Below are 26,344 nucleotides of genomic sequence, written 5' to 3'. Positions count from 1 at the left end.
TTATTTGGAGTATAGTTTTTAAATTTCTTTGACTTTTTTAGAAATCTTACGATTTTCTTTCTTGCTGGATTGTTTAAACAAAATCAAGATGCGTCCGATTTTTTGGACTGTATCCACACCGATTTCTTCTTCCAAAATTTCAGCTACTTCGTGGATGTTTTCATCTGTGTTTTGTAAGAGCGTTACCTTAATCAATTCGCGAGCATCAAGAGCTTGACGGACGCTGGTTTTGATTTGATCGTTGAGTCCATTTTTTCCGATTTGGATGATAGGTTTGAGGGTGTGTGCCTGGCTGTTGAGGAAGGCACGTTGTTTTGATGTTAATGACATAATTTTCTTAAAAGAGTTTCTTTTTATACTTTTCTGAAGTGGTGACGGACGTCAGCAAAGTCCTTCGGACTTTCATGACTAAAATTTGAGCCTAAGGTCTCAAATTTTCCGCAGTTGGTACAAGCACTTGTACCAACTGACACCACAGCGAAAAGTATTCTCTATGGGCTCGCCCTGCTCGCCCGAATTCAGATAACCCTTTCCTTTCTGTGTTTAAATAATTGCTTTTCGTGTGACGACGGCGACGCCTTCTGGTGCCCAGACGGCGACTTTGGCTGTGCCTGTTACACGGATCCAGCCGAGTCCAGAGATGACTAGGTCTGTCTTTTCCTTAATGTTAAATACATGTTGGACTAGTTTTGGAAAATCTTCTTTTTCCTTGCTATTTGGAGGAGTGAGAAGGCTTCCAAGGTGCTTGTCGTAGAAAGCACTAGCTCCTTCTAGCTTAGTACGATGCAATTTGAGTTCATTGTCAAAGAAGGCTGTAAAACCTTGCTTTTCTCCTGCAATAAAGTCAAAGCGTCCGAGACCACCTAGAAACAGGGTTTGTTCAGGATTGAGCTGGTAGGTTTTAGGTTTGATTTCCTTTTTAGGGCTGACATACTTGAGGTTTTTAGCCGTCAAGTAGTGGGCCATCTGGTGACGGTGGATGATTCCCGGCGTATCGTAGATATAAGATCCATCGTCAAGCGGAATCTCAATCTTATCCAAGGTTGTCCCTGGGAAACGCGAAGTCGTAATGACATTCTGGTCACCCGTGATTTCTTGGATAATGGCATTAATAAGAGTTGATTTTCCAACGTTGGTCACACCGACAACATAGACATCGCGGCCCTTACGGTAGTGTTCAATCTTGTCAATGACTTCCTTTATGGCATGTTTATTTTGTGCCGAAGTTAGGACGACATCGACTGGACGAAGACCTTCTTCGTGGGCACGCTCCATGAGCCACTGGCTAATCTTGCCCGGTTTAACAGACTTGGGCAGGATATCTTTTTTATTTCCTACCAAGAGGACATCATTGCCTGAGACAAAACGTGGCAATCCTGGGATAACAGAGCCATTAAAATCAAAGATATCAATGACATTGACCACTAAGGCATCACTGTCTCCCACCTCGTGCAAGAGCTTGAGAAAATCATCGTCCGTCAACTGGACATCCGTGATTTCATTGTAGTGGCGGAGACGGAAACAGCGTTGGCAATAGACTTCACCAGTCTCCAAACCTTTTTCAAGTGCCGACTGGGGAGTAAAACCAAGACCAGACTTGTCTGTCGTCTGAATGGTTGCTCCACAACCAATACAGAGAATTTCTTCCATAGTTAAATTCCTTTTTTATATGTAATCGGTCCGTACTTTTCAGTGATTTTTCGCATCACACGGCGCTCACGAGCTCGGTTAATCTGCGTTTTGATCGAGTCATGTTGGACCAAGGGTTTGACTAAAATCGAGCGAATGCCAGCACGGTGGGCTGCTCGAATATCTGTCATGAGCTGGTCACCAACCATGACTACTTCACTTTTCTCATAGTGAAATTCCTTCATAGCACGATCAATCCCAAATGTGAAGGGCTTCAGAGCCCAATAAACGTAATCAATTCCAAACTTCTCAACTGCACGTTGAACGCGCTTTTTGGTGTTATTTGAGACTACGATAATGCGAATGCCCGCGTCCTGAAGATCATGTAGCCATTGCTTCATCTCTGGCGTCCCATCAGGGTTGTTCCAAGCAATGAGGGTATTGTCCAAATCGACCAAAACAGCCTTGATTCCCTGCGCCTGCAGGCTTGGGACTGTCAGATCATAGACTGCTTCCACAGCAAAATCTGGCATGTAATTTTCAATCGCCATTCTGGCTCCTTTTCTTAACTTTTTTTCGCAATCTTCCTTAATAACAATGACAAAACAATCCACAAACCTGCACTGGCTAAACTAATGTAGAGCCAAGCATGGGGCTCATCTGTTAAAGGTAGGGGAACATTCATTCCGAAAAAGCCTGTCACTACTGCCAAAACCGCTAGCAAGACTGAAATGATGGTCAAGGTTGTCAAATTATCATTCAGATTATTGTTTAGGATGTTGTTGTAAGATGCTGATAGTTGTTGGAGGACTTGAGAAATCAAGTCTGTCATGGATACCAGCTGATGAGCCTCAATCATGGCATCATCAAACTGTTCTCTCTCAATCTCGTTAAAACTGCGATAGAGGGCATGCCCTTGAATATGCTCCAACAACATGCGATTTTGCTTGGCAGCCGCAGTGAGGTAAACCATACCAGTCTCCAAGTCGGAAAGGGCAAAGAGATTTTTCTTGGTCGTCCTCTGGCGCAAGAGCCCATTGACCTCATCCTTACTCTTGTCCATCTGCTCGATGACAGGATAGTAGGCATTGCTGATGATTTCCAGACTGGCAAAGAGAAACTTGTAAATCGAAAGCATGTCATGACTCTCCAGATAACGAGTCATCTGTTCAATGACATAGGCGTTCTTGGTATTACTAATGGTAATTAGGCGACGATGTTCCACGATAAAGGTCATAGGAAAAGCTTCGTAGTATTCCTTATCCTTTTTCAAGTTCAAGACATTGTAGATAAAGGTCACAGTCCCATTTTCACGGTGATAATCCATGTGAGCGCGCTCATTTCTATCCAGCGCGTATTCAATGGTTTCCTTGTCCAAACCGTAGATTTCAGAAAGGTCCTCTAGTTTTTTCAACTTGTCCAAATCTAGGTTAATCCAGGTACAACCATTGCCCAAATGTTTTTCTAAAAACATCTTCTCTCCTTTACCAAACTCTTTCTATTGTACCATAAATCTGCTAAAATTTCAGGCCTGGTCTGTCCGAGAGTAATTGCTGACGACGGTGATATTCCGATTGGGAACGAAGTGCAGAACCTGATCTTCTCCTCTGAGTTGCGTTGTTCGAATGCCAACACTAACCACCTTGCCCGAGACAGTAATAGGACCATTTGTCAGAACTACCTCATCTCCCACATCCAGTTGACGTTCAAAGAGGATGAAAAAGCCATTGATGACATCAGACAGAAAACCTTGGGCTCCCATCCCAATAGCCACCCCAGCAATCCCAGCCCCTGCCAGCAAACTCGAAACTGGCAAACCCAAAATAGACAAGATACAGTAAAGTAAAAAGAAATAAAGGGTATAATTAAACACATTTTCTAACAGACGTGAGATGGTTTTCTGACGCCCGACATCATGACGAGACATTTTTAGAGAAGGTTTAACAATTCTCTGCACCATGGTATGGAGCAGTTTCTTAGCTATATAAAATAGTAAAAATAGAAATAACAGAGAAATTAACTTGGTTAAGATATTTTCAATAATCGTTGTTATATCAAGCTTATTGAGATAGGTTTGAATAAATTCTTTCATAGAAAACTCCTTTCATTTATTATACCATACTTTCACAAATGATGAATCTCCATAAATATTCAAAAATAATAGCCAAAATAGACAGAAAATTCTTGATTTTAGCTCATATTTATACTATAATCATAAACATTACACAACAAAGGAGATTGTTATGAAAAAAATCATTCATGCTTGGAATAAGGCAAGCCTAATCAAACGGATTTTGATTGGCATGCTTATTGGAGGAACCCTAGGGCTGATACTTCCTAACATTTCAGGAATTGGTCTACTCGGAGATCTCTTTGTTGGTGGCCTCAAAGCCATCGCACCTATTCTAGTCTTTGCCCTCGTTGCTAACGCCCTTTCCCAACATCAAAAGGGACAAGATAGCAACATGAAAACGGTTATCTTCCTTTACTTGGTAGGAACCTTTGCAGCGGCACTTGTTGCTGTCCTAGCAAGTTTCATCGTCCCTGTTGAGATTACCTTAAATAGTGCCAATACAGAAATCGCACCACCAGATGGAATTGGCCAGGTCCTCAGCAATCTCTTGCTAAAACTGGTTGACAATCCAGTCAATGCCCTTATTACTGCTAACTACATCGGTATCTTATCTTGGGCAGTTGTTTTCGGGATTGCTATGAGAGAGGCCAGCAAAAATAGTAAAGAATTGCTGAAAACCATGGCTGATGTGACTTCTAAGATTGTCGAATGGATCATCAACCTAGCTCCATTTGGTATCCTTGGTCTTGTCTTCAAAACCATCTCTGATAAGGGAATCGGAAGCCTAGCTAACTATGGAATCTTGCTTGCCCTATTGGTGACAACTATGTTCTTTGTGGCTCTGGTAGTCAATCCACTAATTGCCTTCCTCTTTATGAAGAGAAATCCTTATCCCCTCGTTTGGAAATGTTTGCGTGTCAGCGGTGTGACAGCCTTCTTCACTCGTAGTTCTGCGGCGAACATCCCTGTAAACATGAAACTTTGTCACGACCTTGGACTAGATCCAGATACCTATTCAGTTTCTATCCCACTTGGTTCTACTATCAACATGGCCGGAGCAGCGATTACTATTAACGTTTTGACCCTTGCTGCAGTAAATACTTTGGGAATCCCTGTTGACTTTGCGACAGCCTTTGTCCTCAGTGTAGTAGCCGCAATCTCAGCCTGTGGTGCTTCTGGTATTGCCGGAGGATCCCTCCTTCTTATCCCAGTTGCTTGTAGCCTTTTCGGTATTTCTAACGATATTGCCATGCAAGTTGTCGGTGTTGGATTTGTCATTGGGGTCATCCAGGACTCATGCGAAACAGCTCTCAACTCTTCAACAGATGTCCTCTTTACTGCCGTTGCCGAATACGCAGCAGCCCGTAAAAAATAACTCATAAAGACAAGCCTGCTCAGGTCTTGTCTTTTCCGCTTTTATTCGAACTTACTAGGAAATCCATATGTCTATTAGCCAACGTACGATCAAACTCATCTTAGCTACCTGTCTTGCCTGCCTTCTTGCTTATTTTCTCAATCTCTCCTCAGCAGTTTCAGCTGGAATCATCGCCCTCTTGAGCCTATCCGATACCCGTAGAAGTACCTTAAAACTGGCCCACAATCGACTCTTTTCCATGCTTCTAGCTCTAGCTATTGGTGTTTTGACTTTTCACTTGAGCGGATTTCATATCTGGAGCCTTGGCCTCTATCTAGCCCTTTATGTGCCCCTAGCCTATAAGATGGGTTGGGAAATTGGCATCACACCAAGCACTGTTTTGGTTAGCCACCTCTTGGTACAAGAGTCAACCTCTCCAGAGCTTCTAGTCAATGAATTCCTACTCTTTGCTATCGGTACAGGTTTTGCCTTGCTTGTCAATCTCTACATGCCTTCACGAGATGAGGAAATTCATCACTACCACACATTGGTAGAAGAAAAGTTAAAAGATATTCTCCAACGCTTCAAATATTATTTATCCAGAGGAGATGGACGCAATCGAGCACAGCTGGTTGAAGAATTGGACACCCTTTTGGAAGAAGCCCTCAGACTGGTCTATTTGGATCACTCAGACCACCTCTTTCACCAGACCGATTACCATATTCACTACTTTGAGATGAGACAGCGACAAAGTCGCATCCTGCGAAATATGGCCCAGCAAATCAACACCTGTCACCTAGCTGCCAGTGAGAGCCTGATTTTGGCCCAACTCTTTTCAAAAATTGCAGGTCAACTGAGCCAGACCAATCCTGCTTCTGATTTACTAGATGAAATTGAACGTTATCTGGAAGTCTTCCGTAATCGCAGTCTGCCCAAGACAAGAGAAGAATTTGAAACCCGTGCCACCCTCCTCCAACTCCTACGTGAAGCCAAAACCTTCATCCAAGTAAAAGTTGACTTTTACCAAAAATATGGACAGTAAAAAAGAAAACTTCAGACCAACCACAAAAGGTGAATATCTGAAGTTTTCTTTTATTTGTAAGTTATCACCATAAAGGTTAATAATAAAACAAATAAGGCCAAACTCACCAATAAAGTGAGAACCTTTACCAAGGTGTTACTCTGCCAGTAGCTTGGTTTACCAATATTACTTGTCGCATCCATAGAAAATAATTGATTTTGACGAGGTTGTATGGTTACCAGTACAATCAAAGCGAGAGATAGGACAATAGCTAAAACAATCAGTATGTCAATCATAGGCCTACCTCAAAATTCCTAGCAGTGTAAAGAGTAAACCAATCAGAATCATTAAACCCAAGATGAGTGAAAAAGTCTTACTAATCTTTTCCCCTCGGGTTTCTTTTTCCTTCTTGATAGGTTTTTGTTTCAACTCTTCCATGCGACCTTCAACGTCTTTGTAAAATAAATCTTCGTCTGACATGTTAGCCTCCTAAAACTGTTTGCATGGTTTCCTGATATCGCACCAAGTCAACATAGTTGGCATGTTGTCCTTGTTTGCCAAGTGCCTGACGCATTTGCTCAACATCTGAGAGGGCCAGTTTAATGGTCTCAACCAAAGGAGCAACCTCACTACTTTCAAATAAATGGTCTAGAGCGATATAAAGTCTATTGTGGACTGTCTGGTTAAATCCAAGAATCAAGAGATTGTGCTCAAAGGCCTGACGCACTGCCTGCAACAACTCATTGCTGTGATTGATATCCAAGTAAATATCCGATAGTTGATAGAGCTCCTGAATCTTCTGTGGACTAGCGTTCTGATAAAGGACCACATTAGGATAGCGAAGCATGTCTAATAACTTAGAAGACATCTCTGTCACCGCTGCGATGCGGAAAGTAACATCAGGCAAGGCTTCTACGATTGCTTCTACTTGCTCAATTTGATCGGAATTGGTCAAGATTAAGACATCTCGCCTTAGGAAATTATCACGTTTGAACTGGTAATGGTAACCCAAATGCACAAACTGATCATGGTATTTCTCGTCAGTCAATTCTAAAGCGCGCTCATAAGTTGCCTTATTGGGAATGATGATTTTCTTAGTACGCACATCAGCGCTTTCCAAAATCAACTGCATATTGCCTGGAATGTCATCATAGAGAGGTTCCTGCCAAACCAAAACATCTGAGCCAGATTTATCTGGATGATGGAAGGAAACCAAGAAAGGAGTCGCTAGAGTATTAAAGACAATCTGATGCTTATCTAGCTCCAAATCTTGCAAAAAGAAGGTGATAAATTCTACTCGATTGGTAAAGTAACGCATGGAATGACCAGGTAAGGTCAATAAGATATCACCCGTTACGTGGTTTTCAAGTAAAACCTCCTGGCCATTGACATCTTGGTAAACCGTCATGATTGGCTCGCTATCTGCGCTATAGGTCGTTGTAGCAAAGCAAGCTCCGAAGCGATTATAGTGATCAATCTGGCGTACTCTTCCTTCCAAGTCTTTCCAATCTACCTGTTTAACCAAGCGAGTCTGCATTCCATCAGCATAATGAATGATAGCCCTCTCCTGTGTCATATCCTCAATACGAGCAGACTGATTATCTCCTAAAATTTCCCAAAAATCTGGAACGGGAACTTGATTAAAATAAAGAGATTTTCCCTTTTCATATCCTAGATAATAAGTAAAAGGAGATACTAGACCATCAGGCAGAAAACCGTCTGCATCGATGACTACTCCAAGTTGAGAAAGACCAGTAGCTACTAGACTTTCATGTAAATCTCGACTTTCCTGATTATAACGATCATAAAGTTCAATCATGGAGCACCTCCTCTACTGTTCTCTTCCACTTTTCTAAAATTTCTTCGGTTAAGAAGCCTTCTGCAATCTGATAAGAATGGGTACGCATACCCTCTAGACGATTTTCTTGATACAATTGACAAATCTTAGCTGCATAAGCTTGCTTGATTTGGTCCTCCACATGGTCAGATGAACTTGGAATCAAATAACCATTTTGACCATCCTCTATAAATGTCTGATTACCATAAGGCACATCAAAACCAATTAGAGGAAGGCCTGAACCAATAGCTTCCATCAAGGTCAAACCAAAGCCTTCGCTGGTAGAAGCCGTCAAGTAGACTTCATACTGGCTATAAATCTGCGAAAGTTCCGCATGTCCCTTGAGCTGGATATAGTCCTCTGCCTTATGACTAGTAATAATTTCTCTAAGCAGAGAATCTTCTCCTCCACTACCATAAATATCAAAGGTTAATTCAGGAATTTCCTTACGTGCTTCAATAACTGCCTTGACCAACCAATCAATGTGTTTTTCTTTGGCAAGACGTGAAGCCGTAATCAATGAAAATGGCTTGCGCCCTTGACTTGACTCAGTCAAGGAATCAATACTTCCTACAGGAATGGTAACAACCTTTGGTTGGTGCTGGGTGTATTTGGCAAATTGCTCTTGTAGAACTTCCTTTTGTCTATCAGTAGACACGATAAAGAAGTCAACCTTATCTGCATTGGTAAACTGATAGTCATAATAGTTATTCCAAAGGATATAGTCCTCATTTGTAGCATTTTCACTATAATGCTCCGCATGAACAACTACCGCTAGATGCGCGGCCTGTGCTTCCTCAAACACAACCTGACCAATGCCTGTCTCCCTATCCAGAATGACCAAATCAGACTTGTTCAAATTCAAGGATTTCATAAAAGCACGCATGAAAGCTGGCTTCCCATAGAAAATCTTATCCTTGAAACGGTAAACCTCTTCCTTACCTTGATTCATCAAGATATCATAAGCTGGAATTCCGTCTTCATTGTAAAAAGTTCGTTGGTATAGTACTGCAACATTGTCCTTGGGAGCAAAGTATTCGCTACAATAACGCGTATAAGAAAAGTAATCTTTCCGAATCAGGTTCCCCTTAAAAACATACTCTGCATGCTGGACCAAGTCCTTGTTTTCATCCACCAAATAACAAGTGACAAACTTATCTTGGTCAGAAAAGAAGATACGTAAAACCTTGCCATTTTTTTCTCTGTGACTTTCTTCACCACCAAAGTAAGCCAAGACATCATCCACCGTCATGCTAGTCGGCGCAATCTTGATATCTGTGAAATGATTATAAAGCCAGATAACTTGATCGTCATCAAAACCAATATTGTCTGTCAGATGCTGAATATTATCGGCTAAAATCATATCTGTAAAGATAAACTTAGAGGACAGATTTAATTTCCGAAAAACACCAGCACGATAGGCTTGTGCGTATTCAACACCGCTACTAGCCCATCCAAGTCCTAAATTTATATTGTAAATTGTCATATTTTCTCCTCTTATGGAAAATGAGTCACGATTTCACCTTTTGGAGTGACCTCAACCAGCCCCATCAGGAGATTCCGTACCATATCAGCACGAATCTGCTCTTTCATCGTTTCAAAACCTGCATAGGCTTCTTGATAATATTCTACAATTGGATTTTTCTGTGCAGCAGATTGGCCACCGATAGCCATAGATAATTGTTGTAGATAGTCTACTTGCTCCACCCAGTTATCATCGATAGCCTTAAGTAGAGAGAGTCGTAAATACTGTTCATACAAGTCGTGTTTCTCCAGTAATTCCTTCTTTTCAGAGAGTTCTCTATTCACAACTTGTCGAATAAAAGAGCGGACTTGTTTCTGATTAGCTAAGTCTAGATTATCTGGAATTTCCTTTACATGGAAACTGATATTGGTAACAATAAAGTGAAACAGTAATTCACGACTGGCATAGTGTTCAGCCGCTACCTCTTCTGTATATCTCTCAATGATATCCACAACTACATCTTCTAAGTCACGAGAACCATCTATTAGACGATTGCGTTCCTTGTAAACCATATCACGTTGGATATTCATGCTCTCAGCATACTCTAAGGTCTGACGACGTGCCGAACGTCCAGCACTATCACTTGCTTGTTGAGCTTTTTCAACTAATTTCCGATACTTACGACCTTTGAGAATTTCTGGTTGCATCATATCTTGAACTTGGTAATCTTTATACTTCTTGTGAACCCAAGATGGACCAAATTTCTTAATAACATCATCTTCCAGTGATACAAAAAACTTACTCATACCAGGATCTCCCTGACGGCCAGAACGTCCACGGATTTGAAGGTCAATCCGCTGACTCTCCATCCGCTCTGTTCCAATGACAATCAAGCCACCAAGCTCTGCAACTCCCTTACCGAGTTTAATATCCGTACCACGTCCTGCCATAGAGGTAGCCACTGTTACGGCCCCCATCTGACCTGATTCCGCGATGATTTGGGCCTCACGTGCAGCATTATTAGCATTGAGAACGTTATGTGCAATCCCTTCACGGAGCAAGAGAGATGAATAAAGTTGAGACATTTCAACTGATCCAACAAAAACGAGTAAGGGATTTCCCTTAGCATGATACTCTTTGATGTATTCCAAAGAGGCATACACTTTCTCTGGTAAAGTCACATAGAGATTATCTGGATAGTCAATCCGTTGTCTAGGACGATTGGTTGGGATACGAATAACGGCCATATTATAAGTCTCAAGAAATTCTTTTTCTGCTACCTTTCCTGTCCCCGTCATCCCAGATACTTTTTTAAACATCTTAAAGAGACTCTGATAGGTAATGGAAGCCATGGCTCTCGTTTCAGGAGACAACTTCACATGTTCCTTGGCTTCAATGGCCTGATGGAGTCCTCCCTGCAGTTTGGTCATCTCCATTAAACGACCAGTCCCCTTATCCACCAATACCATCTCATTTTCACGAATGATATAGTCCTTATCTTTGGTATAGAGTTTATGGGCTCGAATCGCATAAACTAAATGACGAGCAAAGGACGCATGTTCTTCCCTATATAAATTATCAATTCCTAGGAAACTTTCAGCAGACTTAGCACCCTTAGTAGTAAGCCAGACCTCCTCTTTCTCCTCTTTAAAGATATAATCCTCTCCTTCGACCAACGTTGTTACCAGCGTATCAATAATCCCATAGTAATTAGACTGAACACGAGGAGAACCTGCAATAATCAGAGGAGTTTGTGCACTATCAAGCAAGATATCATCAATTTCATCAATAATCACATAGTTAAACGGTCGTAAAAACTTACCTTCTTCATTCGAGGCCAGATTATCATTTAAGTAATCAAAACCTAAATTACTATTGGTTGTGTAAATGATATCCGAAGCATAGATAATCTTCTTTTCTTTAGCTTTCATTTCTTTCTTTGGATTTTCCGTAAATGGTACCCCAATGGTCAATCCTAGGAAACGATAAACTTGGCCCATTTCCTCGGCATCACGCTTTGATAAATACATATTAGGCGTCACAACCATCACTCCTTCTCCCGAAAGAGCGTTCAAATAAACCGGCATGGTTGCTGTCAAGGTCTTACCTTCCCCCGTATTCATCTCAGCAACTTTTCCATAGTGCATGACAATAGCCCCCATGACTTGAACATCATAGGGAAACATCCCTAAAATCCGCTTGTCTGCTTCACGCACCACAGCAAAAGCTTCTACTAAAAGGTTATCTAGACTTTCTCCCTTTGAAAGACGCTGACGAAACTCCACTGTTTTAGCCACTAATTCTTGATCCGAAAGAGATGACATCTTACCTTTAAGCGCATTGATCTGCTTTAAAATCCTTTTCACTTTCCTAAGCTGGAAATCTTGACCTAAACGTCTAAACACTTCTGATCTCCTTGATAGAAAAATGATAAAAAGTTAAGGACTCAAATCCAGCACTTAAAAGAGAAACTTGATAAGTATAACTATCTTCTGGGTAAGTAAATATGAAATCTTTCACTTTTTCTACCTTTTCTTCTAAAACATCACCATAGCGGTCAAAAAAAGTTATCTTGGTATAAACCCCATTTTCAGGCTGACAATCAAAAACAAGTGATAGTTGATACTCCTGATTTCTTTTTAATAAAGGAAGCTGGGGCTGAGTCCGTGTAGCCTGGTAATTGACACTAGAAAACCAAGTCTTAAGAATCTCACCAGATGGCAACAGAGGATTATACAGCCGAATACTTTTGTCAGGGTAATAAGATACAGTTGATCCGTACATATAAGTCCCACCAACTTCTCCCCAATGAACAGACTGTCTCTGTGTGATAATCATTCTTTCTCCCTTCCAAAACCACTTGATAGTACCATTCGATAAAAGTGAAGAAACCAAGCAATATTGGTATCTGTATCATCATTGTGTCGTCCAGCAGTTCCTTTAGACAAAATCTTCGCACCTGTATTACATAAATAAGTAACTAGATTCTCATAAGCCTGAGGATCCATTTCTTCATCCTTCATGTAGGACAAACCAAAGGTTGTCTTTGAAAAATTTGCTTGTTTAAAGATTTTCCAAAAACGTTGATCCAGCTCCGTCATATCTTGCGAACTTGTTCCACCTGTATGATGAATTAAACAGTCAAAAGCCAAGTTAGAGACACCCGGTGCGTCCAAACGTCCGCGGCTAGCTATGGTTCCTAAGTTTGCCAATGGCTTACCAACTATGATAGCATGAGGTTCAAAAAAAGCACCATAATAAAGAGCTGGAAAAGTTCCCATAGAAAGGCCTGATAAAATCAAATCCTTTCGATCAAAGCCTAAATAATCAAGATAATGAGCAATCGTCTTTTTGATTTTTCCCTCTAGCTCATCCGTTCCTAGATAAAAAGCTCCTCCCTCTAAACGTGGATCAGAAAATAAAATGAAGGGACACCCTAGAGTTTTCATCATATAGTAACCCTCAAATCCTTCTGCAGGTCGATAACCTGAAAAATAGACAGCCAAAGGAGGATTAAAATCACCTGGATGGAAGAAATAGTTTATTTCATCACGCTTGGAATCATGTAGGATATTCCCACCAAGCACAAACTTACCAAATTGTTTTCGACTCCAACGTTGGTGAAGATTACCTAGTTTGATAGTACCACGACCTCTTGCTTCAACAGATAAAAATATCAAAAAATTTCTATTTTTACTATCTATAACAATGGCTTTTTCTAAATCTACTTCTGAATAAATCTCTTCTTCAAAGAAATTGTCGATATCCCCATCAAATATCTTTCGCAATATAAATCGAAATTCACAATTTCCCTGTTTCTCATATTCTAACCACAATTCTATCGGCAAATTTTTATAAACCATAAAATTATGAGTCCAGTATGCTAGTTGATGAAATTCCTCGCCAAAATCACCCTCTATAGTCACACATTCAAGTCCTTGATAAGAAACAGAACCTTGAAAATGCTCATGAATCTTAATTGTTGACGGAAATAATTTATCTCCGTAACCACCACCAAATAGAGTAGTCGATAAATCATTTATTAATTGTTGAGGTCTTGAAAAATCAACTGCCTGAGCGCATCGTTTTTTGAGAAAGAATGCAACTCCTTCATCATCTGTTTTGAGATCCTGATCATAAAACAAAGTGTAAGGTTCGAAATATTTTACAAAGGAAAATAAGTCTTTGACATACTGAGGATCTTTCACCAATACTGCATGAAAACGGCTAAAACCTTTTTTCTCTGTCATTTCGCGAAGAGCTATTGTCGAATTGGGATAAAAATGGTGCCAGTTCATGTTTTCAGGTATGTCATAGTGATTTTCCCAATTAGTAAGCCCTATCTGTAAAATATTAAGTTCCTTTGACATTCTGGACCTCCTCTATCCAATTCTCTAGTTTTTCAAGAAATCGCTGACCAGTATATTCCTTAATTTTCTCAATCGAATAAATCAAGGACTCATTCCACTCTTTCAACCTATCTGTGTAATAATGAGCAGCCTTAGAAAACTCTGCCACATCTGCCAGCAAATAACCATTTTTCAAATGTTCAACATAGACGGTTTCAACTAGGTTGATTTGAGGAATCCCCGCACTAATTCCAGCAATCTGGGTATAGGTGTGGGGGTAGTTGTTAAAATCCACAATTAAACGGACAAATTCTAGTGTTTTAATCAATTCCAATTCATCATTCAAGTTAACAAACTGAAATCGTAAGTTCTGGTGTTGATTTTCATCTAAATGATTTTCTGCATCACCATAGTCCAAGTCTTTTTTCAAAGTTTCAACTAGAAAATTTTCTTGAATTATAACTTCAACAATTGCTTCTACCTCATCCATTTGATCCTGTCTAGCAGCAAATGCCCCAAAAATCACCTCAGTATCCTTATTTTCAGCGACAAATGATAAAACTTGAAACAGAGATTGGCTATCAAGTCCGTGCTCAAAATCCAGTTGATAAAAAATGATGGATTCTTTCTTAGTTTGACTTCGTCCCAATCGTAAACGAGTATCAAAAGATGATAAATAGCGAAATTGATACATTCGTTCAGGGTACAAATCCTGTAACAATCGTAAACTATCATCTCTATCCACTAAAATCAAATCCGATTTTTCAAAAGTTAAATCTAAATCTCTAAAGGTATCTTGAGGATTACGCCCAATGAACAGACTCAATAGTTTAGGATTGGCACTAGGTAAACGGTCTAACACGAACTGGTCATGGTGAGAATGAGAAGGAATCATAAAAATATCTTCGTTCTTTACATGCTTTTGCAGATAATTCTCAAAAAATTCTGCCACCAAGTCTCCCATGTTTTGATAGATAAGCGCTTTAAAGCGATAGCCAAAAATTGGATTGACTTCTATTCTTCCTCCTTCTTTTAAACGCTCTCTAAATTGCCAAACTCCCTTAGGATTCAGATATTCTTGATAGGTAGCTTGCCCATCTTCAAAAAAGATAACACTCGATACAAATCCTCGATCATCCATGATATAGTGCATATCTACTTGACCATTCGGTTCAAAATACTGTATATCACTGATGAATCCTTCAACCCCATGTTCAACCTTAGCAAATTTCTTCCCATTTTTTTGAACAATAATCGTAAAGGGACTATAAATAAATTCACAGTCATTATCCCACTCAATATCTCTAATGGTTAAAACTTGGGTATGGAGATTGTGAAAATCTTGCATAACATCAAAAACAGAATAAGTATCTGTTTCCAATACACCATGTCTATGTAAAAAATAACGTAGGTGAGGCTGGTAAGCTAGTACTAATAGACGAGAGTCCATGCCTTGTCTTTGAAAAATCCGAATCTGACTAAAGCTATCATCAAATTCAAAACGAAAATGAGAAAAATACCATGGAATAAGATCCACATGCCATTTCCGTTCTGCCCCATACCAAGCTGGAATAAAATAATACATGCTAATCTCCTAAATTAAAGGTCTATAGGTTTCATTTAACCTTAAAGCCTTGACTTCGTCTCTAATCGTAAAAATCATGCCTCCAAACATCATAAATAAGCCTGGAATCATTGCAATCCTTAATAACTTTTCATCAAATAAAACAAAAAGCATGGGGCCACCTGCCATGATTACATTAAAGAGACCTCCAATTACTGAAAAACGAAGGACCAATCCATTAATAAACCGACTAGTGTCCTCACCTGGATAAATTCCATAAATGTATTCACCAGATTTTTTCATACGATTTGCAATCTCTTCACCATTCATAGTAACAAAAGCAAAAATAATACTAAAAACAAAAAGAATTACTATATACATGTAAATCCAGAGTGGCTTTCCAATTGTATACTGAGACAAAAGGGTAGAATTAACTGAATTATTCGGAAAGAGACTTTGTAATAATAAAAGTATGTAAGTTGGAAAACTTAAAAATGTCATGACATACATATAAGGCATCCCGCCAGCAGGATTTAGCATAATCTCTAAAAAAGAATAGCGTTTAAAGAGACTATGTAATCCAATCTTATTAACTGCTATACGATAACGTGCTCTATATAGAATAGCTATCAAGTAGGTAAAAACTAATCCCATAAGTAAAACAGCAACTATAATATACATAGATATGTGCATTGTATGGAATGTTTCGAGTATATCTTGAGGTATATTTAATACTATACCAGTCAACAAAATAAGCATAGAACCGCCAATTCCTACTGTCGCATTAATATCAGATAACCATATTAAGAAAAAAGACCCAGCCACTAAGAGCAGTGTATCCATCACAAGAATCAGAATCTTCGGCAAATTTGATTGAACTGGTAAACTTAGTGTGATAGCTAATGCCTGAATCATAGCTATAAATAAAGTTAAATACATCTGTCTTCTATTCTGTATTTCTATAGAACCAGTAGATAATCCTAATTTTTTCGATAACGAAAGCATCTGCCACAAAATCATTGTAGACATCCACGGAGATAAACCAACAGAAAAGAGTGAAAGACTTCTAAGATTCCCACCTGTTAGGGCAGCTGAGAAGGCTAGATAGGCTGTTGAACCTCCTAAAAAATCTTTACTATTCAGGTCAACAAAAGGTAATGTCAGTCTACTTCCTAAAACATATATAAAAATAAAAAACAATGTCATAAATCCTTTTTTTAATACAACAGACGAAAAAAAGTTTTTCAAGATTTATCCCCTCAATCTCCTAATTTTTTGTTTTTGTAAAATTCAGTTTAAACTATCCTAAAACTCTTAAAAATGCTATGTAATATTTTTATCTTGTTTATTTCGATATTAAAAAATAGCAGTTTATACTGATCAAAAAAGCCATGCATCTTTTACATAGAAAATATTCTCAAATTGATGAAGAACTCTGTTCTAATAGTGTAATAAAGAATATATTTTTACAGAAATACTATTGCTATTATAACAAAAAAAGCAGAAAAAATCTGCTTATAAATCCCCTAGGCTACTATTAAAAGAATACTACGTTAGTGAATAAAATAGATTATTTTTTATTTACTATTAGTTCATCGAACGTGCTTGATCTTTAATTATTATCTATAAGATGTAATATTTCTGTATATCTCCTGAAAATTTCAGTATCCTGCAATCCATTTTCTTTTGCTTGTTGATATCTCCATCTCAAGCATCCCAAAACATTTTCCTTTTCATCATCATAATTCCAACCCTTTATAGTATAAATTGCTAATCTTTCTAACAAGCATTCTAAAACATCGGTTAAAAATTTCTCATTAATGTTACTGCAAATACTATCTATTCCTTCTCTATGATAATAAATTTCCTTATGAATATAAACAATTTTTTCTGATTTAAAAAATAATTTATAATTTGTTCTCGAATCTTCTATCACCTTTCCTTTAGGAAATCGAATATTGGTAAACAATTTCTTGTGGAATAATTTTCCCCAACTGGTTGCATATAGATAACCATCTAATTCTAATGATGGGAGATTTAATACAAGTTCTTCTCCCGTATATGTTCTCTCATAGTACTCATCCCAAATATGCACATGATACAATCTATCACTCTCATTATAGATTGTAAAGTGTGCCACAACAGTATCTGCACTATTTCTAATAGCTGCTTGATGTAAATCTTCCACATAAGTTAAACTTAACCAATCATCCGAATCTACAAAGGTTAGATACTTTCCATTTGATCTTTCAATACCATAATTTCGTGCATCAGATAAGCCTCCGTTTTCCTTTTCAAAATAGTGAAATCTGCTATCTCTAGCAACATATTCTTGACAGATTTCTCCAGATGAATCTGGTGAACCATCATTTATTAATAGAACTTCGATATTTGAATAGGTTTGATTTTCAATACTATCTAAACACATTCGAAGATACTTTTCAACATTATAGATGGGAACGATAATACTGATTAAATCATTTTTCTGCTCTAGTAAAAAGGGATACTCTTTTTGTTTTGCCAACTCTAACTTTTCACGTACTTTATCTGCTTCCTCTAAAAATTGATGTTCTTCCAGCTGTCCCAACATTCTCTGTAAGACATAGTCATACATGTTAAAAGAATGTTGAATATTGATCCCTTCTAAATCCTTTGTAGCTCTTATCCGTTCTTCAAGCGCATCAATATAATCTAAATGCTTGAGAGAAAAAATACTGGACAAGCCTGAAGGATTCATACGATAAACATAAGACGCATTGTTAAAAACATGAATCTTGTCAGCTTTCATATAGAGTTTCCAAATTAAAAATTGATCCTCAGCATATTTCCCATAAGGAAAACGGAGCTCATCGAACAAACCTCGTTTAAACAGTTTCCCCCAAGCAGTAGAAAAAGTTAAAAATGGAACATCCAGCATAGAATCTAATACTTGAATTGCTTGCGCTGATGTGAAAGAAATTAAGGATTCACTCTTAAAATGATCATTATAAAAATAGAAATCAGAGCCATCAAATCGGCAATAACCTCCAATTAGTATATCAGAATCACTTAGACGACTCGCTTGATATAATTTTTCTAGGTAGTTTTCAAAAAGAAAATCATCTGCATCTAGAAAGGTGATATAAGCTCCCTTTGCCCTATCTAGTCCATAGTTTCGAGCATCAGATAAGCCTCCATTTACCTTTTCAAAATATCGGAAACGGCTGTCACGTTCTGCGTAATTTTGACAGATGGTTGCTGAATTATCTATAGAGCCATCATTGACCATTAAAACTTCAAAATCCTTAAAGGTTTGTGACAGCACACTATCCAAACACGATTTCAGATAATTCTCTGCATTATAAATGGGTACAATGATTGATATTGTTTCTGTTTTCAATATATTTCTCACTTTCCTTACTATTTCTATATAAAACCATAAAGACTGTCTAGGTACTCTTACCTCTATTTTTTAAATCTAGTAGCCATAATTGCTGCTCTATTTTTTTAAAGGTGACCGTATCAGACATATCCCATACTGTTCCCATATTATACTTCATCCACTGTAATAACCCAATATGATGCTTTCTAGCTTCCGTTAAATCAATTCCTACCAAAGCAAGATTTAGTAAACGATTTTCTGAAACTTTCAAGCTTTGACGAATAGGTTCTTCCCCTGGTGATTTAGAAGCACTGTCTCCACGGTCACGATAACAATATGGAGCTTTATGAAGATAGACGATACATTTCGAAACTAAAAACAATTTATACATTAAATCAAAATCCTCTGCCCAAGATATGTCTTCGGAAAAATAAAGACGGTCAAACAGAGACTTTTTAAATAATTTACTGCAAGCACTTCCCCACGAAATATCTGTACCAAAGGTTGAAAACATATAGTTAAAAAAAGCATCATCAGGTTGAAATACAAGAGCTTCATTTGTTTCAGCAACATGAAATAAAAACATTGAGTCATTTTCACGGAAAGTACAATAATTTGCAACTACAATATCCGCATCTTGCTCTTTCATTGCCTTGTATAAAATCTCTAAATAATTTGGTTCAACCCAATCATCCGAATCAATAAATGTAATGTACTCACCCCGCGAATGTTTGATTCCAAAATTACGAGCTGAAGAAACTCCACCGTTTTCTTTTTCAAAATAACGGATTCTGTCATCTTTTTCCACATACTCTTGACAAATCTGAGCTGAAGCGTCAGTAGAGCCATCATTTATTAAAAGCAATTCAAAATAAGGAAAAGATTGTTCAATTATACTATCTAAGCATTTTCTGAGATAGGACTCCACATTATAGATGGGAATAATGATACTGATTGTTTCTAGCATTCTATTTCCTTTGCTTCCTTAACTCTTATTAGAAGAGATAAGTTGTAAGTTTTCCTTAATATGACGATAGGTTTCTGTATCTTCCATCCCCCATACCATTCTCATATTGTATTCAGTAATTTCTAAGAATGTTCTATAGTGTTTAAAATGTTTCGTCACATCATATCCCATAATAGCTAACAGAGCTAGGCGCTCTGCTATATGATTTAACTGAGCTGTGACAAGGGGATATATTTTACTCTTTGATATTCCAGAATCATTTTCTCTGTAAATATAGGTATCTTTATGAACATATACAATTTTATCTACTTGAGTATACATTTTATAGATTAATGCAACGTCCTCACCTATCACACCTTTAGGAAAACGTAAAAATGAAAATACATTTTTCTTATATAGGCTGCCCCAGAGAGTAGAAAAAGATAAATCATTTCTTTCAAGAAATGATAAATCATCAATCAACTCTTCTGAAGTATAGGTTTTTTCATAATATTCTCCAAATGTATGAAGATAGAAGGTTGCAGTAGAAGTTTGGTAATTAGCATAGTTTACGATAGAGATGTCTACATCATTGTCTACTAATGCATTATAAAGAACATTCAAATGTGATGCATCTAAAAAATCATCTGAATCAACAAAAGTAAGATATTCTCCTTTGGCTTGTTCAATTCCATAATTTCGAGCATCCGAAATACCGCCATTTTCTTTTTCAAAATAACGAATACGTACATCTTTTTCAGCGTATTCTTGGCAAATTAGACCTGAGCTATCTGTCGAGCCATCATTTACAAGGATAACTTCATAATTGCTAAAAGTTTGCTCTAGAATGCTATCCAAGCATTGTTTGAGATACTCTTCGACATTGTAAACCGGCACAATAATACTGATTAATTTATTTTCCATATTTCACTCACTTTTATCTTTCAAAAACAGGTAATTCCCATTCTCAGCATGCTCCAACTTTTCGCGCACTGTTGCTTCTTCTTGGACAAATTCTGTTCCCTCTAACATTGATAAATTTCTCTTTAAAGCAAATTTATATTGATTAAATGCTAGTTCCATCGGATAATCTAGGTCTGGCATCTCCATCAAGGTTTCAATACGCTCCTCAATCGCTTCTATAAAATCTAAATGAGATAAGTTGTAGTTCTGAGTCAGTCCTTTAAAATTGATTCTGTAGGCATAAATATCTGAATCATACCGAGTCATCTTTTCACTTGCTAGATAGAGTTTCCACATAATAAACTGGTCTTCTGCATATTTCCCCTTAGGAAAGCGAATTTCATCAAATAAATGCTTTTTGAATAATTTCCCCCAAACTGCAGAATAGCGAAGGAGGGTATAATCCTCCATGCTATCCATACCTTGTATAGCATCTCTAGCACTGAGCGGAAACAGTAATTCGTCTTCTTTGGGTTTTGGATAAAAATAAAACATACCTTCTTCAAAACGACAAAATGATCCTACGACAATATCTGCTTCAGTTAGTTGACTTGCATAATACAGATTTTCAATACTCTTCTCAAACATAAAGTCATCTGGATCACAGAAAAAGATATAATCACCCGTCGCAATATCTAGTCCTGCATTTCGAGCATCCGACTGTCCACCATTTTCCTTATCAAGAAAGATAAAACGAGAGTCATCTTCTGTCAATTTCTTTGCAATAGTGATACTATCATCAAGACTACCATCGTTGACAATGATAACCTCTATATTCGTATATGTCTGTAACAAAATATTTTTAATACAATGTTCAATGTATTCCTCTACATTATATACAGGAATAATAACCGAAATCAATGGAACATCCATATATTTATACCTCTCTACTTAGTCAAATCTGCAACAATTTGATTGTTATAGTTTTCATCCTCTATAAATTCAATCCCTTGGTCAAAATTAAATTCTGCTGTATGCTTATGTTTTAACTGTACCTTTGTCTCTGCTCCCATTTGCATCCACTCATATTCAGAATCAATATGGCCAAGGTCTAAGGCACGATACCCTAATCTAGACAACCGATAAGCCAATATTTTGGCTGTTGGACCAAGCATCAGTAAAATTAGTCGTCCCGCCGCGTGATTTAAAACGGTTTGTTGAATAACATCCACCTTTGAAAAAGCATGGTGGGAAGGACAAATAATACGTTTTATAGAGCGAACATTGTTAAATAAATCATTACCAACTCCTGCTCGTGTAGTTGCTCCCTCTACAATAAGTATATCCTTGCCTGCAAACAATTCTTTTATTTTTTCAAAATGAGTAGCCACCTTGCTTTTATCTTCGCTATTAATATACGGTCTTGAAATCCAAGCTGAACCATATCTCTTTGCCTTGCAAATATCTTGGAAAAACCTTCCATGATAATCTAACTCATTTTTCCAAAAATTTTCTGAATCTTTATTTTGGAGAAAATTTCCCTTAAAAATTCCAAAAATTTCTGGTAAGCACACAAGTACATTATCTTCCTTATCTGCATTTATCAAAATTTCTCTCATTTCTTGAGCTAAGTCCTCTTGATACTCCTGATATGCGATACTATTGCCGTTTATCAAGCTAAACTCACCATCTCCAAATCGAACCAAGGATTTATCCGTTGCTAAAAGCTCATCCAAGGTCTCATCAATCGACATGACTGTAATATCAAACAATTCTTCCTGTTTAAAAGCCTGACTAAATCTCTCTGCCCCAATTTCAGAAAATAAGCGAATAGCATCTTCCATTTTCTCAATTTCTTTTCTTAGAAATAAATACTGATCTACCTTTCCCTTGTGAGTTGCATAAAATGAAAAAATAGGTTTCTTGAGCTGTTTCATACTTCTTAAAATGGCTTCATCGATGTCCCCATAATTAATATTCAGATAAGCATCTACATCCTCGAATAAGTTCTCCAAAGTAGCAGTGGTGCACTCTGGATGCAGATAAATATTATCAAACTGTCCCAAACCATTTAAATATGAGCCTACAGCTGTATAAGCTACTATATGAAAGCGATGTTCTGGAAATGTTGTTGCTAAACGTTCAATGTTTTCAAAGCTCTCTGTCGTTGTAAATGTAAAGAAATCAAGACCTTGTTTCTTATCCTTTACAAAACTAAAATTATCCAGATGATGGGCTAACAGCTGTTGAAAGTCAAGATGATAGAAATCCCACCATTTTTCACGAAATCTATAGGAGACAGAACTATTCCACGGCTTTCTATTCGTTGTATAATGAATAACAAGCGGATTGTATTCTAGATTAAAATGTTCCTGCCAATTATTATAAAAAGCAATCAAATCATATCCCACCTGAACATTGTAACTTTTATCTAATTCCAAACAACTATCTTGAAATACCTGATTAAAAATCGACTGAGNATTCTTAAAATCTTCTAGATCTAATTGTTCTTTTTTCCTATTTGAACAAATCTCTAGACATTGTTCCGAAATGCTTAATTCTCTCCATTTAGCAATATCTATAAGCAAAACACCAGTATTATAACTTCCATCTATATCTCTTACAGCAGCAACTGGAAAACCACTTAATTCTATTGAAAAAATAGACTTTAAATCACCATTTATGACAGTATCACTATCAATATAGAGAACCTTCTCTCTATCCACTAAATCTGCTATAAAATATTTGACATAAGCAATTAGACTGCTGTGGTTTGGAATTCCCAATTTACAAGATATTTTTTCCGTATCAAACGGAATACTGTAGACAGCTCCTCCCAAAATTTTTGCGACACGTCTAACTTTTCTAAACCAGTCTGTCATAATTCCTTGATTAATAATATAAAAATCAACGGATTTATTATGATACATGATAGATTTCATGGTCACAGTCAATTGTTCTGTGTAAGCTTGATCAGCAATCAAAACGATTGCAATTCTATCTGATGTCATCTCTCCTCCGAAATTCCATATCCAATACTATTCTGCACTCAAGTCTACAACAACTTGACTCAAATATGCTTCATCATCTGCTAATTCTATTTCTGTATCTAGATTAAACTCTGCAGTATGCTTGTTGTGTAATAAAACCTTATTTTCAGCCCCCATCTGCATCCACTCATACTCAGAATCTACATGTCCGATATCAATGGCCTGCATACCCTTGATAGCAAGTTCATAGGCTAAAACCTTAGCTGTAGGACCTAGCATTAACAAAACTAAACGTCCATCAGCATGGTTCATTATTGCTTCCATTATCTCATTTTTCTTATCATAGGCATGTCGAGACGGGCAAATAATTCGCTTAATGCTCTTAGCTCCATCAAACAAATCATTTCCTACCCCAGATCTAGAAGCATAGCCTTCTACGATAAGGATATCTCTTCCTTCCCATAGTTTTTTCAACTTTTCAAATTGAGATTTAGCTTTTGATTTATCTAAAAAATCAATATAAGGTCTGGAAATAAAAGTTGAGCCGTACCAAGAATTTTTACAATACTCTAGGTAAAATTCCTCATAATCCTCTAAATATTGTCTCCAAAAGGCCAAAGCATCTGGAACAAAAGAAAAACGATTTTTCAATCCTTCTTGTAAACCAATAATTAATGTAGGACTACTTTCTTGATTAAAAATAAATTTCAATTCTTCTGCAAGTTTAGGGTCATATTTCTGATAATTAATAGATTGGCCTAGCATGATTGCAGCCTCGCCATCACCAAATCGAGCGATTGAAGATTGATGCTCCAGAATATAATCAAGCGTTTCATCTATGGTCTGCACCTCAAAATCAAATGGCTTCTTGGGCAATTGTTTTGTTTCAGCATAATTCCTAATTGCAGCTACCATAGCATCAACATTTTTTATAGAAAATAGATATTGCCCTCTTTCTCCATTTTGTGTTTTATAAAAAGCAAAACAAGGAATATTTTTTTCTAATAAGCCATTAAATATACCATCTACTTCCCCACCATAGTTAATATCCAAATATAAATCAGCTTTATCCAGTATTTTCTCAATTTTTTCTGAATCCGAAGCAGGATATAGATACACATTTTCTTTCTCAGCTAAATCAGTTAAACGCGGCCCCATCACAGTTCTTGCAACAATACTAAAATCACACTCAGGAAGTTGTTCTACTAGGTATTCAATTTGTTCCAAATCCTGACTATTTGTAACTGTCAATAGTCGAATACCTCGTGATGTTTGATTGTTACTAATTCCTAATTCAAAAACTGCTTGCAATAAGAACTGTTTTGCATAAAAACCTTGACTTAGTAAAAAGGAAAAATAACGTACTCTACTACACATTTGAAGATAGGCTTCTTCTGATAGTTGTTCCACCAAATGGCTTGCTTCCTCTAAGTTATCAACTACAACGCCTAATCCTTGCTCTACTATAAAGTCCGAGTTAGATAAAGTAGCAGGAATAATGACAGGAATGCCTGCAGCTAAATAAGTACTCAACTTATAAGAAACATTCATACTGTAATAATCTATATTTTGTTCCTTATTTTGATGTGTAGTCCAAACCAGTCCAAATCCGCCTCTTGATAACTCTAGGAGCATTTCTTCATCAGTCTTCCAACCTGTAATATGAACTTGATTCGATAAAGAAAGCTGTTCTTCATTTGAAAATACAGTTAGAGGAACTGTCCCCTCCCAAGTTTTTAATTCTGGGAAACGGCTTAAATTCCCTGCAAAATAGATTTCTTTTTTAAATATAGGTTCATGTAAGTCCAAATCATGAGGATGATCCCACATTCTTTGAAAAATAATTTTTTTAACATTCAGGCCATTTTGAAGCAGTTTCTCTTTCATAGCTTCTGATGGTAAGATGATACTATCTGCCATGTTGTATAGATTGATGTAATCCTGCATCAGAAATTCATTTGCTTTAAACATCAGGGGAATCACATCATGAACAAATATAATAATTTTCACATTGAGAAGTTTCAACTTACTTAAAAATTCTCTTTCAAACTCTATACCATTCCAAGTTGGAGTCTGAAAAACCACTACATCTCCCATTGAAACACTTGCTAGAATCCCGTCCAGTCTTCTACTTCTTTCTTCGACTGTTTCAGAAGTAGCATGATAAAAATAAATCCCTAACTCTCTAAATTCTAGTTGACTAGCTATCTTTTGAACAGCATTTTGAGCAATGGTTGCTGTACTTTCTCGAGCCATCCCATACAGATTGGTAATATGTAGCTTCATTTCTCTCCACTTTCTATCATATCCTTTTTTCCTAGTTCTTGATTTCAAACAATCCTCTCAACATCTACAAAAACTTTTTCTTGACCTACAGACTAATATATTATCCTTCTAATAGAAATAGTACCTCTTGCAACCATCTTGCAGTTTGAGTAAATTCCAATTCCTCGAATTTTATCTTGTCAAGTAAATAGCGAAGATACACAATACAGTCATCTACATACGAACTAACTTCTAACTTTCTAGCAGTTAGAAATGCAATAAAATTCAATCGTTGTTGAATATCACTCCTAATTTTTTCTAATTCAAAGTGTTTGTATTCATCACTACTAGTTCGATAAATGTAATTATCTTTGTTTACATATACAATTTTATCAGAAATTAGATATAATTTATACCAAAATTCCATATCTTCGCCTAAGGTTGTTTTTTCGTTGAAACGAATTGTCTTCAATTGTCTACTCTTCACCAATTTATTACTAGAAGAAACATAAGAATGATCAAAAGAAGACAATACTTGCAAATTATCAATCAATTCTTGACCTGTAAATGTCTTTTTATCATATCC

Annotated in this window: 22 protein-coding genes and 1 pseudogene; 2 read left to right on the top strand and 21 right to left on the bottom strand. The window is 37.1% G+C overall.

Annotated features, from left to right (window positions below; all coding sequences use genetic code 11):
• Positions 1-18 precede the first annotated feature (18 nt).
• The 5 genes from yhbY to D8836_RS03755 all read right to left on the bottom strand — a co-directional run bounded on the left by yhbY (position 19) and on the right by D8836_RS03755 (position 3,721).
• Positions 19-330, bottom strand: a complete 312-nt coding sequence (yhbY, locus tag D8836_RS03775; RefSeq protein ID WP_000060169.1) for a ribosome assembly RNA-binding protein YhbY — start codon at positions 328-330, stop codon at positions 19-21.
• Between the two features lie 213 nt (positions 331-543).
• Positions 544-1,650 (bottom strand): ribosome biogenesis GTPase YqeH, encoded by a 1,107-nt coding sequence (yqeH, locus tag D8836_RS03770; protein WP_125393191.1) that lies wholly within the window; start codon positions 1,648-1,650, stop codon positions 544-546.
• Positions 1,651-1,652: 2 nt separating this feature from the next.
• Complete coding sequence (locus D8836_RS03765) at positions 1,653-2,180, bottom strand: YqeG family HAD IIIA-type phosphatase (protein WP_125393190.1); 528 nt, start codon at positions 2,178-2,180, stop codon at positions 1,653-1,655.
• 14 nt (positions 2,181-2,194) lie between these two features.
• Positions 2,195-3,103, bottom strand: a complete 909-nt coding sequence (locus D8836_RS03760; RefSeq protein WP_125393189.1) for a magnesium transporter CorA family protein — start codon at positions 3,101-3,103, stop codon at positions 2,195-2,197.
• A 51-nt stretch (positions 3,104-3,154) separates the two neighbouring features.
• Positions 3,155-3,721 (bottom strand): mechanosensitive ion channel family protein, encoded by a 567-nt coding sequence (locus D8836_RS03755; protein WP_125393188.1) that lies wholly within the window; start codon positions 3,719-3,721, stop codon positions 3,155-3,157.
• Positions 3,722-3,872: 151 nt separating this feature from the next.
• Here D8836_RS03755 and sstT point away from each other — a divergent pair, with 151 nt between their 5' ends.
• Both sstT and D8836_RS03745 read left to right on the top strand, forming a co-directional pair.
• Positions 3,873-5,078, top strand: a complete 1,206-nt coding sequence (gene sstT, locus D8836_RS03750) for a serine/threonine transporter SstT (protein WP_125393187.1) — start codon at positions 3,873-3,875, stop codon at positions 5,076-5,078.
• A gap of 67 nt (positions 5,079-5,145) precedes the next feature.
• Positions 5,146-6,099, top strand: coding sequence for an aromatic acid exporter family protein (locus D8836_RS03745; protein WP_125393186.1), 954 nt, complete (start codon positions 5,146-5,148; stop codon positions 6,097-6,099).
• Positions 6,100-6,149: 50 nt separating this feature from the next.
• Here D8836_RS03745 and asp5 read toward each other — a convergent pair whose 3' ends face one another.
• From asp5 to D8836_RS11145, 16 genes and pseudogenes are all read right to left on the bottom strand, one after another.
• Positions 6,150-6,374 carry an accessory Sec system protein Asp5 gene (gene asp5, locus D8836_RS03740; protein WP_000565445.1) on the bottom strand — a complete coding sequence of 75 codons (225 nt, stop codon included), beginning with the start codon at positions 6,372-6,374 and terminating at the stop codon, positions 6,150-6,152.
• 4 nt (positions 6,375-6,378) lie between these two features.
• Positions 6,379-6,558, bottom strand: a complete 180-nt coding sequence (gene asp4 / locus D8836_RS03735; RefSeq protein WP_001278707.1) for an accessory Sec system protein Asp4 — start codon at positions 6,556-6,558, stop codon at positions 6,379-6,381.
• Position 6,559: 1 nt separating this feature from the next.
• On the bottom strand, positions 6,560-7,897 hold the full coding sequence (gtfB, locus tag D8836_RS03730; protein ID WP_125393185.1) for an accessory Sec system glycosylation chaperone GtfB: 1,338 nt from the start codon (positions 7,895-7,897) through the stop codon (positions 6,560-6,562).
• Positions 7,890-9,401: an accessory Sec system glycosyltransferase GtfA gene (gtfA, locus tag D8836_RS03725; RefSeq protein WP_125393184.1), complete on the bottom strand. Its 1,512-nt coding sequence runs from the start codon at positions 9,399-9,401 to the stop codon at positions 7,890-7,892. The genes gtfB and gtfA overlap by 8 nt, the downstream gene beginning before the upstream one ends.
• 11 nt (positions 9,402-9,412) lie before the next feature.
• Complete coding sequence (gene secA2, locus D8836_RS03720; protein ID WP_125393183.1) at positions 9,413-11,785, bottom strand: accessory Sec system translocase SecA2; 2,373 nt, start codon at positions 11,783-11,785, stop codon at positions 9,413-9,415.
• Entirely contained in the window at positions 11,778-12,218 is a 441-nt protein-coding gene (gene asp3, locus D8836_RS03715; RefSeq protein ID WP_125393182.1) for an accessory Sec system protein Asp3, read from the bottom strand. The genes secA2 and asp3 overlap by 8 nt, the downstream gene beginning before the upstream one ends.
• Positions 12,215-13,750, bottom strand: coding sequence for an accessory Sec system protein Asp2 (gene asp2, locus D8836_RS03710; RefSeq protein ID WP_185761589.1), 1,536 nt, complete (start codon positions 13,748-13,750; stop codon positions 12,215-12,217). Before asp2 ends, asp3 begins: the two co-directional genes overlap by 4 nt.
• On the bottom strand, positions 13,734-15,314 hold the full coding sequence (gene asp1, locus D8836_RS03705) for an accessory Sec system protein Asp1 (protein ID WP_125393181.1): 1,581 nt from the start codon (positions 15,312-15,314) through the stop codon (positions 13,734-13,736). Before asp1 ends, asp2 begins: the two co-directional genes overlap by 17 nt.
• Positions 15,315-15,323: 9 nt before the next feature.
• The gene (gene secY2, locus D8836_RS03700) at positions 15,324-16,541 is read right to left on the bottom strand and encodes an accessory Sec system protein translocase subunit SecY2 (protein ID WP_125393180.1); all 1,218 of its coding nucleotides are present in this window, start codon (positions 16,539-16,541) and stop codon (positions 15,324-15,326) included.
• A gap of 364 nt (positions 16,542-16,905) precedes the next feature.
• On the bottom strand, positions 16,906-18,672 hold the full coding sequence (locus D8836_RS03695) for a glycosyltransferase family 2 protein (RefSeq protein WP_125393179.1): 1,767 nt from the start codon (positions 18,670-18,672) through the stop codon (positions 16,906-16,908).
• Positions 18,673-18,721: 49 nt separating this feature from the next.
• Complete coding sequence (locus D8836_RS03690) at positions 18,722-19,621, bottom strand: glycosyltransferase family 2 protein (protein ID WP_125393178.1); 900 nt, start codon at positions 19,619-19,621, stop codon at positions 18,722-18,724.
• 18 nt (positions 19,622-19,639) lie between these two features.
• On the bottom strand, positions 19,640-20,524 hold the full coding sequence (locus tag D8836_RS03685) for a glycosyltransferase family 2 protein (RefSeq protein WP_125393177.1): 885 nt from the start codon (positions 20,522-20,524) through the stop codon (positions 19,640-19,642).
• Between the two features lie 3 nt (positions 20,525-20,527).
• Entirely contained in the window at positions 20,528-21,436 is a 909-nt protein-coding gene (locus D8836_RS03680) for a glycosyltransferase family 2 protein (protein WP_125393176.1), read from the bottom strand.
• A gap of 14 nt (positions 21,437-21,450) precedes the next feature.
• A complete protein-coding gene (locus tag D8836_RS03675; protein ID WP_125393175.1) occupies positions 21,451-23,514 on the bottom strand; it encodes an SP_1767 family glycosyltransferase in 2,064 nt (687 codons plus the stop codon).
• 27 nt (positions 23,515-23,541) lie between these two features.
• The gene (locus D8836_RS11600) at positions 23,542-25,827 is read right to left on the bottom strand and encodes an SP_1767 family glycosyltransferase (RefSeq protein WP_185761588.1); all 2,286 of its coding nucleotides are present in this window, start codon (positions 25,825-25,827) and stop codon (positions 23,542-23,544) included.
• Between the two features lie 52 nt (positions 25,828-25,879).
• A pseudogene (locus tag D8836_RS11145) lies at positions 25,880-26,344 on the bottom strand (glycosyltransferase family 2 protein); the annotation flags it as partial.

Source organism: Streptococcus mitis (genome assembly GCF_003942995.1).
Taxonomy (GTDB): Bacteria; Bacillota; Bacilli; order Lactobacillales; family Streptococcaceae; genus Streptococcus; species Streptococcus mitis_CV.
The sequence above is the reverse complement of the archived record's forward strand: the minus strand, read 5'-3'. Positions and strand labels throughout refer to the sequence as shown.